The organism is Leptolyngbya sp. CCNP1308 (genome assembly GCF_034932455.1).
Taxonomy (GTDB): Bacteria; Cyanobacteriota; Cyanobacteriia; order Phormidesmidales; family Phormidesmidaceae; genus Nodosilinea.
In genome coordinates this window covers 1-1,395 of sequence record NZ_JAYGIH010000060.1, presented here as the reverse complement: position 1 = coordinate 1,395, position 1,395 = coordinate 1, and the positions used below count along the sequence as shown (strand labels likewise).

At 67.0% G+C, this 1,395-nt stretch carries 1 protein-coding gene and 1 pseudogene; one reads left to right on the top strand and one right to left on the bottom strand.

All coding sequences use genetic code 11. The features are described from left to right. Window positions 1-699 (bottom strand): NAD(P)/FAD-dependent oxidoreductase (locus VB780_RS14215; protein ID WP_323351818.1); only part of this gene is annotated, 699 nt, incomplete at its 3' end. A 422-nt stretch (window positions 700-1,121) separates the two neighbouring features. On the opposite strand from VB780_RS14215, the pseudogene VB780_RS14210 reads away from it, so the two are divergent. Then, window positions 1,122-1,395 (top strand): annotated as a pseudogene (locus VB780_RS14210) (hypothetical protein); the annotation flags it as partial.

Here is a 1,395-nt window from a genome sequence, read left to right as displayed (position 1 = left end):
CATCGGCTTCGTGCGCCAGCACATGGTGACGTGCCGCGCCCCGTATTTGTGGCATTGCAGGCCGATGTCCTCGGCCGAATAGCTCGCGCCCACGATGAGCAGCCGCTTGCCGGAGAATTCCTGCGCGTCGCGGAAGTCGTGGGCGTGCAGGACGCGGCCGGGAAACCGCTCGATGCCCTCGAAGGCGGGCACGTTCGGCACCGAGAAGTGGCCCGAAGCGACCACCACGTGGTCGAACTCCTCCGAATAGGTGCGGCCGGCCGGCAGGTCTTCCGCCGTGACGGTGAAGCGGCCGGTGGTCTCGGACCAGGCGATCATGCGCACTGCGTTGGAGAAGCGGATGTGCCGGCGCACCCCGCTCTTTGTGGCTCGCCCGGTGATGTAGTCGTACAGCACCTCGCGCGGCGGGAAGGAGGGGATGGGACGGCCGAAATGCTCGTCGAACGTGTAGTCGGCGAATTCGAGGCATTCCTTGGGACCGTTCGACCACAGATAGCGGTACATCGACCCGTGGACCGGCTCGCCGTGCTCGTCGAGGCCGGTCCGCCACGTGTAGTTCCACAGCCCGCCCCAGTCGTCCTGCTTCTCGAAGCAGACCAGTTCCGGGATGGCGGCGCCGGCCGCGCGCGCCGTCTCGAAGGCCTGAAGCTGGGCGAGGCCGCACGGCCCCGATCCGACAATGGCGACGCGTGCCGTCATCTCCGTCTCCCTCTCCCGCTGGGCCGCGGGGAAGCGTAGGCCCACACGCGCAACCGTTGCAAGCGGTATTGGACGATTTTGGTGCCCATCGGTTGGAATTGGTCGTCATGCGAGTATGTGCGGGCGCGGCTGGCCTCGCCCTTGCAGACCTCTCCCGACGGGCCGGCGGTTACAGGGTTCCGACGGGGCCGTGCGCGCCCCGTTCGCCCGTTTGCTGTGCAGGCCCGCCTGTGGACTGCGGAGATTTTCGACATTGAAGGCTGCTCGGTCGGATCACGGCACGAGACGCATGGGGAACGCCCACCTGAACAGGTCAGGCGTGACGACGGGCTGCGAACGGGCACCTGGAGCGGCGGGAGGGGTCGCTCCCAGCACGGTGCGGCAGCGCGGCGGGCAGGCCGCACATCAGAAGGCATCAGACAATGGAACCGGAGCTGACTGCACGGCTCGACGAGCTCGAGCGGCAAATCGCCATGTCGGGCACCATCAACATGGAAATCTACTACTGGTGGTGCCTGGCGCTCATGGTCATCATCCACGCGGGCTTCCTGGCCTACGAGATGGGGGCCTCGCGGGTGAAGAACGCGCTGGCGTCGGGGGTCAAGTACATCCTCGCCTTCGCCTTCGTCATCCCGACCTTCTTCCTCTTCGCCTGGTGGATCTACCTCACCTTCCCCGCCGGCCTCCTGCCGGGCC